Source organism: Prosthecobacter sp. (assembly GCF_049294395.1).
In the GTDB taxonomy this organism is placed as follows: Bacteria; Verrucomicrobiota; Verrucomicrobiia; order Verrucomicrobiales; family Verrucomicrobiaceae; genus Prosthecobacter.
On record NZ_JBAQCR010000410.1, the window covers coordinates 1 to 1,812 of the forward strand.

Sequence of the window (1,812 nt, forward strand, 5' to 3'; positions counted from 1 at the left end):
TCATGCAGGAGGCCGCGCGTGCCCTGGCGGTCAGCGGTCCCAATCATCTCGCCCCCACGCTGCCGGACGTGCCCAACGGACTCACCACCGGCGGCCTCGTGGTGGACCCCGCAGTGGCGGCCAATGCAGCCCTGTGGTCGGGTGCCAACCAGCCCACACAAACGACCAGTTCAGGCCACACCACCGTCACCGTGCAGCAGACGGCGCAGCAGGCCCTGCTGCAATGGCAGACCTTCAACATCGGCAAGGACACCACGCTGAAGTTTGATCAAAGCGCTGGCGGAGCCAACGTCGGCCAGTGGATCGCCTTCAATTTCATCAACGATCCCACCGGCAATCCCACGCAGATTCTCGGTTCCATCGAGGCCGCAGGGCAGGTGTATGTGATCAATCAAAACGGCATCATCTTCGGCGGCAGCAGCCAGGTGAACACCCACACGCTGGTGGCCTCGTCACTGCCCATCAACACGAACCTCATCAGCCGTGGCCTGCTCAACAATCCCGACGCGCAGTTTCTCTTCTCCGCGCTGGCATTGGCTGCGGGTGGTGATGGCACTCCCGCGTTCACGCCCCCCGCTGCTCCTGCGGGCGGTCGCATCGGCGATGTGACCGTGCAGGCAGGTGCGCAGATCGAAGCCCCCACCACCGATGCAAACGTGGGCGGTCGTGTCATGCTGGTGGGGCCGAACGTGACAAACAACGGCTCCATTTCCACGCCTGACGGCCAGACCATTCTCGCCGCCGGATTGCAGGTGGGATTCACCGCCCATGCCAGCACGGACGCCAGCCTGCGCGGACTGGATGTGTATGTCGGCGCGGTGGTGGATCCTGCCTCGCTCATTCCTGCCTATGCCGGAACAGCGACCAACAGCGGCGTGGTCGATGCCCCCCGCGGCGATGTGACCGTCACCGGCAAGGAAGTGAACCAGACCGGCGCGATCACCAGTACCACCTCGGTCGCGCTGAACGGACGCATTGATCTGCTGGCCAATTACGGCGCGCTCTCCAACACCAATGCACAGACGAAGGCGACGAATCCTTTCTTGTTTAACAACTCCGGCCACGTCACCGTCGGCGCGGGCAGTGTGATGCAGATCCTGCCGGAGTGGGCCAGCACGGAGACCGTGGTCGGCACGGAACTGGCGCTGCGTTCCCAGATCAACATCCAGGGCCTCACCGCCTACTTCGGAGCCAATGCCACCGTGCTGGCACCCAATGCCATCGTCAGCGTGGATGCAGGTGTGTGGGACTATGTGCCCGGTACCCCGCCGCAGAGCTTCTTCATCCACAATGGCGGCCAGATTTATCTGGATGCTGGAGCCGTGATCAACGTGGCCGGTTCGTCTGACGTCAATGTGCCCGTGACGCAAAATCTCATCACGCTGCAGCTGCGCGCGGCAGAGCTTGCGAATTCACCCTTGCAGCGCAACGGCGTGCTGCGCGGCCAGACCATCACGGTGGACATCCGCGAGACCGGCATCTACAACGGCAAAGCCTGGGTGGGCACGCCGCTGGCGGATGTTTCCGGGTATGTGAACCTCATCCAGCGCACCGTGGGTGAGCTCACCACTGCCGGCGGCACGGTCAATCTGCACGCCGGTGGTTCGGTGGTGGTGCAGAGCGGGGCGGAGATCAACACCTCGGCCGGCTGGATCAACTTCACCGGCGGCACGGTCCAGACCACGAAGGTCATCACCGGTGGCCTCATCATCGACATTTCGGATGCCACTCCCAATCTGGTATATGATGGCATCCTCGACAGCGCCACGATGGTGAATGATCTCACCTGGGCCGTCTCCACCACCTTCAATC

At 63.2% G+C, this 1,812-nt stretch carries 1 protein-coding gene; it reads left to right on the top strand.

The window, feature by feature from the left end; all coding sequences use genetic code 11:
- Positions 1–1,812: filamentous hemagglutinin N-terminal domain-containing protein (locus WAW39_RS28110; RefSeq protein ID WP_422322707.1), on the top strand; the 1,812-nt coding region annotated here is incomplete at both ends.